Origin of the sequence: Myxococcus vastator (genome assembly GCF_010894475.1) — a bacterium.
GTDB lineage: Bacteria > Myxococcota > Myxococcia > Myxococcales > Myxococcaceae > Myxococcus > Myxococcus vastator.
In genome coordinates this window covers 1-6571 of sequence record NZ_JAAIYB010000450.1, presented here as the reverse complement: position 1 = coordinate 6571, position 6571 = coordinate 1, and the positions used below count along the sequence as shown (strand labels likewise).

The window sequence follows — 6571 nt, the reverse complement described above, 5'->3', positions numbered from 1 at the left end:
CGGCAGTACTCCTCCGCGCTCAGTCCACTGGTGCGCCACTCCTCCACTCGCTTCTTCCACAGCTCCGCATTCGCCATGCGCGCCACACCAGCACCCGCGCCCCGTGCGCCTCAATGACAACGAGGGCTGCACCCGGCGCGCCTTCGACGCGGGCCGGGGACGACACCAGCCTCACCAGCGGCACACCCGCCGCCGCTTCTCCACGCCCCGCCTTCGCCAGCCGACTCGACCACCGGTACAGCGGGCTGGGCGTGAACTCCTTCCCCCGGCAGTACTCCTCCGCGCTCAGTCCACTGGTGCGCCACTCCTCCACTCGCTTCTTCCACAGCTCCGCATTCGCCATGCGCGCCACCTTGCGCGCTCCGGCTCATCCCATCCAGACGGGGCTCGTGCAGCGGATACTGAACTTCCTGCAGGAGCCAGGCGGTAGCCGGGTGGCGCTCCCTCATCGGTAGAGCGCCTCGCGGTGAAGCGCCTCGGTAAGCGCACCACAGCAAACCCGCGGAGCCGTGACGCGCTGACTTCCGCGGCCGGGCAGCTCCAGGTGCGTCAAGGCCCTGAGCCCCAGCGAGCCGCTGCGCTCCTTCCAGCCAGCACGCAGCGATTGCCGCGACGCCTCGGCGGTGGAGGCGGTGCGCGTGAGCGTCGCGGCGCGAGGCCCCCGCCAGCGGCCCGGCTGCGCCGCGTCCGAGCTGGCGGGCGCTGAGTGGACACGTCCTCGGGCCGCGCCTTCACTGCGCTTGACACGTAAGCATCTCCTTACGCATTATGGCCGCACGATGATTCACACCGAGCCAGGGGTGTTCGGAGCGATCAGCCATCCGGCGCGGCGCCGCATGCTCGACCTGCTGGTCGACGGCGACCGCCCGGTGAACGCCATCGCCGAGAACTTCGAGATGAGCCGTCCGGCGGTGTCTCAGCACCTGCGCGTGCTGCTCGACGCGGGCCTCGTCACGGAGCAACGGCATGGCAGGGAGCGGCGGTACCGCCTCGTGCCGGAGCAGTTGGAGCCGGTACGCGACTGGATTGCCCACTACGAGCGGTTCTGGGACGACAACTTCGCCCGCCTGCGGCGGCACCTCGAGAAAGGCGACAAGCAGCAATGACGACCAAGACCATCCGACGGGAGCTGAAGTTCACCCAGTCGCCCGCCGTCGTGTGGCGCGCGCTCGCGACCCGCGAGGCGCTCGCCGACTGGATGTACCCGAACGACTTCGAGCCGCGCGTCGGGCATCGCTTCACGTTCCGCGTGCCGCCAGACGCTCGGGCCAAATTCGATGGACTCACCGTGCACTGCGAGGTGCTCCGGTGCGCGCCTCCGTCCGAGCTCGAGTTCACCTGGGTCGTGGGCGAGGGCTGGCTGGACACCCGCGTCCGCTACCGCCTCGAAGCCGATGGCGAAGGGACGCGCGTGCTCTTCGAGCACTCCGGCTTCAAGGAGGACCAGGCGTTCCACGGCGCCGAGTTCGGCTGGAAGCTGATGCACGGAAAGCTCGCCAAGACACTCGAGAAGGCATCCAACAACCCGGCCCTCAAGGCCTGAACACCGAGCCACCCCCATGAACATCGTCATCTGGATTCTTCAGGCCGTCCTCGCGCTGCTGTTCCTCGCGGGCGGTTCGTACAAGGCGTTCTCGTTTCAGCAGCTCGCGAGCCAGTTCAACGAGGTCCCCATCGGGGCCTGGCGGGCACTCGGCTTCCTCGAGATGGCCGGCGGCGTGCTGCTCATCGTCCCGGCGGCGTTCAAGTGGATGCCCAGCCTCACCGCGCACGCGGCCGCGGTGCTCACGCTCGAGACGTTCGCGCTCGCGGTGATGTACGCGCGTCATTCGACGAAGATGACGCCCGAGAACCCGATGCTCTGGTCGCTCGTGATGGGTGTGCTGCTCGCCTTCGTGACGTACGGCCGCTACGTCGTCAAGCCGGTGGTGGCAGCCGCCGCGTGACGGCGTTCGCGGGCGCCCACGCGTCTCACGGAACAGCCGCCAGCAGGGAGGGCTTCTCGGAGCCCTCGGGCAGCCACAGCGAGCCCAGCTCCAGCGTCGAGGACGGGAAGGGGTCGGTCCGCACCAGCGAGTCGTCCTCGTAGCTCCCCGTCAGCAGCCAGCCCCGCTTGACGCGCTGGTACACCTCCAGCGTGCGCGCGGCCGGGTCCACCAGCCACACGTGTGACACGCCCGCGCGCGCGTAGAGCGGCAGCTTGCGCGCGCGGTCCAGCGCGGCGGTGGAGGGCGTCAGCACCTCGCAGACCCAGTCCGGCACCAGCGTGAGGAAGGGGACGTCCGGCTCGAAGGGCACGTCCAGGCGCTCGCGGCGCCAGCCGGCCATGTCCGGCACGAGCATGTCGTGGCCGAGGTGCAGCTCGGGCGCGCGCAGGAAGCACCAGCGGCCACTGCCGCCACGGCGCTTGTCGAGCTGCTCTCCCAGTTCCACGCCCAGCATGAAGGCCGCGCGCGTCTGCGCGGCGGTGGGACGAGGCGAGGCGACCAGCTCCTCGTCCAGAATCTCCCCCACCCAGCCCGAGGGCAGGGCCGAGAGCATCGAATGGTTCGCCAGGGGGATGGTGCCTTCAATCACAGCGCCTCCAAGAATCACCGGTTGAGGCGGGCATTCTAGTGAGCCGTCTGACACGTCCTCCGCTCGACGGAAGGCGTCATTTCCCGATGCAGAAACGCTGGAAGATTGCGTCCAGCAGGGCCTCCGAAACCACGGTACCGGACACTTCGCCGAGCGCCTCCAGCGCGAGCCCCACTTCACCGGAGACGACTTCCAGGGTGGACACACGCGAGGCGCGCTCCGCGCGGCCCAGCGCCTCGGACGCGCGACGCAGGGCATCGGCGTGACGCTCGGAGACGAGCGCCACCGCGGAGGGCGTGCCACCGCCCCACAGTCGCCCGAGCATGTCGTCGCGAAGCGCGTCCACACCTTCACCGGTGAGGCCACTCACACGCTGGCGCGGCGAGCCCGGCGCTTCCGCCACGTCGCACTTGCCGTCCACCACCAGCACGGGCGTTCCACTCGCGTCACGCGTCCACGCGTCGGCCTCCGCCTGCGTGACGCCCGGCGGAAGCACGAGCACTGCCAGGTCCACGCCCGCGAGCAGCTCACGCGTGCGCGCGATGCCCAGCGCCTCGACGCGCCCCGGCGTCTCCCGCAGCCCCGCGGTGTCGAAGAGCGTCACCGCCAGCCCGTCCCATTCGACGCGGGCCTCCAGCGCATCGCGCGTGGTGCCCGGCTCGTCATCCACCAGCGCGCGGGACTCGCCCACCAGCCGGTTGAACAGCGTGGACTTGCCCGCGTTGACGGGACCGAACAGCGCCACCCGCGCGCCCCGGCGCACCAGCCGGCCCCGGCCCGCCTCGGACAGCAGCGTCTCCGCATGGGCACGCAGCGCGGTGACACGCTCGCCCACGTCCTCGTCCGCGCCCTCTGCTTCATCGGGGAAGCTGAGCACGCCCTCCATGTCCGCATGCAGCGCGCGCAGCGGCTCCTCCAGCGCCTGCACCCGCGAGGCGAGCACGCCGGAGAGCCCCGCGGCAGCAGCGCGCACCGCGGCCTCCGAGTCCGCCGCCACCAGGTCCGCCACGGCCTCCGCGCGCGTCAGGTCCAACCGCCCGTTGAGGAAGGCGCGACGCGTGAACTCACCCGGCGCGGCGTGGCGCACGCGCGCGTCCTCCAGCGCCCGTGTCAGCAGCAGCCGAAGGAGCCGCGGACTGCCGTGCGCCTGCAGCTCCACCACGTCCTCGCCCGTGAAGGACTGAGGCCCGCGGAAGTAGAGGAACAAGCCCTCGTCCAGCTCGCGTTTCTCCGCGTCCACGAAGGACGCGAGGTACGCATGGCGCGGCGTGGGCTGCGCGGGCACACCCGGGGCCAGCAGCCGGCCCACGTCCAGCGCGTCAGGGCCGGACAGCCGGAGGATGCCCACGGCGCCCGCGGCGGGCGCGGTGGCCAGGGCGGCGATGGTCATGGAGGGAGACGTCATACGGAGGAAGACGTCATACGCGGCCAGGGGAGCGAAGCCACCTGGAACCTGAAGCAGCGCGGGCCCCGCTGCGTCAGCGGGTGCCCATGGGCGGCGTGGAGCCGCGGGCGGCCTTCTCCACGGCCTCGCGGTGCTCCTCGATGTACCGCTCCACCGCCTCGTCCTCGAGCTCCAAATCTCGCAGGACGCCCGGGTAGACGAAGCGGAACGCGGGGGACTCCTCGTCCCCGCGAAGGCGGAAGCTCATCTTGAGCACCGCCGCGCCGTACAGCTTGTCCTTGAGAGCTTTCGCCTTGCCCATCCCTGGTCTCGCTTCGGGAGCCCCGGCGCGCGCGGCGCGCTCGGCGGCTCACGCGTCGAAGTCGTCCTCGTCGTCGTCCGGCAGCATGCTCCGCTTGGGAAGCGGGGCGGGCTTGTCCGGAGTGAACACCACGCGGCGGTTGCGGCCCTCGCCCTCCGCCGACACCCTCACGCCACCCACTCCTTCTACTGACGTGAGGACGCGCGCGCGGTCTTCAAGCTTCATGGCGGCAATCGCGTAGAAGCGGCCCAGGCTGCCCGACTTCTCCGCCAGCGCACGGACGGCCGCCTTCAGCGCGGCATCCTCCTCCACCGTCACCGAGCGCTCATCCCCCTCGCCCTTGCTGGCGGGAGCGGCCTTGGCGGCGGACGCCTGCGCCCCCCGCTGGCCACCCTTCGCTGGAGCAGGCGCTGGCGCCTGGGCCGCCGCGGCACGAGGCGCGGCGGGGGCGGGCGCGGCCGGAGCCGAGGCTTGCGCCGCCGCGGCCTGGGGCTCACGGCGCTGCCGGGGCTCCGGATGCACCCCCGCGCCCAGCATCACCCAGCGCCGGTCAGCGCCCGGGCGGTGCAGCATCTTGTTCAACAGGAACTGGAGCGAGTCCACCACCTGGCTGCGCCGTCCCACCTCCACACCGGGAGGCGGTGCGGGCTCGAAGTGGAGCGCCACCGACAGGCTGCCGTCGGCGCCGTCCTTCATGTCCAGGCGCGCCGGGAAGCCCATCAGCCCGAGGATGTCGCCGAGGAGCTTCTCCACACGGCCCCGGAACTCCGCGGACGAAGCGCCGGAGTCCGGGGTGGACGGCGTCTGCTGGGGAACCTGCTCGCTCACTTGCGCCTGCCTCCCGCACCGGCCACCGCCGGCGTCCCACCGCCCGTCTGGGGCTTGTTCCGGTCCAGCCACTTCCGCAGGCCGTACTGCTGCGCGATGGAGAGGATGTTGTTCGTGAAGATGTAGAGCGACAGGCCGGCCGGGTACTGGAGCAGCGTCAGCGTGAAGATGATGGGCAGGAACCAGGTCATGATCTTGGCCTGGGCCGCATCCATCATCTGCGGCTGCATCTTCTGGGTGATGACCATGGACACGCCCAGCGCCAGCGGCAACAGGTACGTGGGGTCCTTGTAGGTCAGGTCACGCCAGATGGGCCCGATGAAGGGCTCGCCGTAGATGTCGAAGCTGTTGCGCAGCGCGGTGAACAGGGCAATCCACACCGGCATCTGGATGAGGAGGGGGAGACACCCGCCCAGCGGGTTCACCTTGGCCTCCTGGTACAGCTTCATGATTTCGAGGTTCTGCTGCTCGCGGTTGTCCGCGTGCTTCTTGCGGATCTCCTCCATGCGCGGCTGGAGCTTCTTCACCTCTTCCATGCTGACCATGGAGCGGTAGGTGAGGGGCAGCAGCACGAGCTTCACCACCACCGTGAGCAGGATGATGGCCACGCCCCAGTTGCCGGTGAGGCCGTAGAAGAACTTCATGACGGTCAGCAGGACCTTGCAGATGACGGCCCAGATGCCGAAGTCCACCGTCTCCGCCAGCGGCGGGTGGAAGGCGGCCTCGCCCAGGCCGGTGGACGCGCGCAGCGAGGCGCCGGGCACCAGGGCCAGGATGTCCGGGTCCTTGGGGCCGAAGTAGCCGCCGAAGCGCAGCGTCACCGTCTCGCCCGGGGCCGCCGTAATCGGGAAGGACGCCGTCACCTTGCGCAGGGTGGGCGTGGCCTCGAAGGCGCACGAGCCGGCGCGCGGCCCCTCCAGCGGGTAGAGCGCGGACAGGAAGTACTGCTGGTCGATGCCGAAGAACTGCACCTGGCCGCGGGCCTCCTCGGCGTCCGGCGCGTCATCCCCTGGGCTCATCTTCTGGAGCTCGTCCCCCACCCAGCAGGCGGAGCGGCTCAGGTTGCCCACGCCGCCGAAGAAGGACGGCGCGTGCTCGAAGTTGGGGTCGATGGCGCGGTTGTGGTGCACCTGCAGCTCGCCGCTCTGCGGCTGGCCGGAGGTGTTGCGCACCTGGAGGGTGTAGGACAGCTCGAAGCCGTCCTGGGGCCACTTCACCGTCTTCACGACCTCCCACGGGCCGCGGCGGCCGGTGAAGGTGACGCCGTCGGCGCTGCCCGGGGCGCCTTCATCCATGGCGTAGTTCAGGTCCGCGGGCAGCGGGCTGGTGCCGGTGATGGACACGGCCAGGGGCAGCGGCTGCCCCGGGGTGGGGCGCGCCAGGTCCATCTGCGGCGCGGGGGGAATCTCCTTGCCGACCAGCTTCTGGAAGCCCTGGGCGACGGTGAGCTCCTGCTGCTC

General features: G+C 70.6%; 9 protein-coding genes and 1 pseudogene. 3 read left to right on the top strand and 7 right to left on the bottom strand.

Going from position 1 to position 6571, the window contains the following annotated elements; translation table 11 throughout:
* The coding region (tnpA, locus tag G4D87_RS40370; protein WP_443192654.1) for an IS66 family insertion sequence element accessory protein TnpA at window positions 1-77 on the bottom strand (77 nt) is incomplete at its 3' end.
* A gap of 32 nt (window positions 78-109) precedes the next feature.
* Window positions 110-343 (bottom strand): annotated as a pseudogene (gene tnpA / locus G4D87_RS31065) (IS66 family insertion sequence element accessory protein TnpA); the annotation flags it as partial.
* Between the two features lie 436 nt (window positions 344-779).
* Here tnpA (G4D87_RS31065) and G4D87_RS31060 point away from each other — a divergent pair.
* From G4D87_RS31060 to G4D87_RS31050, 3 genes are read left to right on the top strand one after another with little or no spacing between them, the layout of a single operon-like run.
* A complete protein-coding gene (locus tag G4D87_RS31060; RefSeq protein ID WP_163786317.1) occupies window positions 780-1106 on the top strand; it encodes an ArsR/SmtB family transcription factor in 327 nt (108 codons plus the stop codon).
* Complete coding sequence (locus tag G4D87_RS31055; protein ID WP_163786316.1) at window positions 1103-1543, top strand: SRPBCC family protein; 441 nt, start codon at window positions 1103-1105, stop codon at window positions 1541-1543. Before G4D87_RS31060 ends, G4D87_RS31055 begins: the two co-directional genes overlap by 4 nt.
* Window positions 1544-1559: 16 nt before the next feature.
* The gene (locus G4D87_RS31050) at window positions 1560-1946 is read left to right on the top strand and encodes a DoxX family protein (RefSeq protein ID WP_163786315.1); all 387 of its coding nucleotides are present in this window, start codon (window positions 1560-1562) and stop codon (window positions 1944-1946) included.
* A 25-nt stretch (window positions 1947-1971) separates the two neighbouring features.
* Here G4D87_RS31050 and G4D87_RS31045 read toward each other — a convergent pair whose 3' ends face one another.
* The 5 genes from G4D87_RS31045 to yidC form a co-directional block, all read right to left on the bottom strand.
* Complete coding sequence (locus G4D87_RS31045) at window positions 1972-2577, bottom strand: Uma2 family endonuclease (RefSeq protein WP_176409750.1); 606 nt, start codon at window positions 2575-2577, stop codon at window positions 1972-1974.
* 76 nt (window positions 2578-2653) lie between these two features.
* Window positions 2654-3982, bottom strand: coding sequence for a tRNA uridine-5-carboxymethylaminomethyl(34) synthesis GTPase MnmE (gene mnmE, locus G4D87_RS31040; protein ID WP_163786313.1), 1329 nt, complete (start codon window positions 3980-3982; stop codon window positions 2654-2656).
* A 73-nt stretch (window positions 3983-4055) separates the two neighbouring features.
* A complete protein-coding gene (locus G4D87_RS31035; protein ID WP_163786312.1) occupies window positions 4056-4283 on the bottom strand; it encodes a hypothetical protein in 228 nt (75 codons plus the stop codon).
* A 48-nt stretch (window positions 4284-4331) separates the two neighbouring features.
* A complete protein-coding gene (locus tag G4D87_RS31030; protein ID WP_163786311.1) occupies window positions 4332-5111 on the bottom strand; it encodes a KH domain-containing protein in 780 nt (259 codons plus the stop codon).
* Window positions 5108-6571 (bottom strand): membrane protein insertase YidC (gene yidC / locus G4D87_RS31025; protein WP_240358744.1); only part of this gene is annotated, 1464 nt, incomplete at its 5' end. The genes yidC and G4D87_RS31030, both read right to left, overlap by 4 nt.

Bases quoted from the DNA above. Each gene is read 5' to 3' on its own strand.
- G4D87_RS31035 (WP_163786312.1), bottom strand. From the start codon at position 4,283: ATGGGCAAGGCGAAAGCTCTCAAGGACAAGCTGTACGGCGCGGCGGTG.
- G4D87_RS31050 (WP_163786315.1), top strand. From the start codon at position 1,560: ATGAACATCGTCATCTGGATTCTTCAGGCCGTCCTCGCGCTGCTGTTC.
- G4D87_RS31060 (WP_163786317.1), top strand. From the start codon at position 780: ATGATTCACACCGAGCCAGGGGTGTTCGGAGCGATCAGCCATCCGGCG.
- G4D87_RS31055 (WP_163786316.1), top strand. From the start codon at position 1,103: ATGACGACCAAGACCATCCGACGGGAGCTGAAGTTCACCCAGTCGCCC.
- mnmE (WP_163786313.1), bottom strand. From the start codon at position 3,982: ATGACGTCTCCCTCCATGACCATCGCCGCCCTGGCCACCGCGCCCGCC.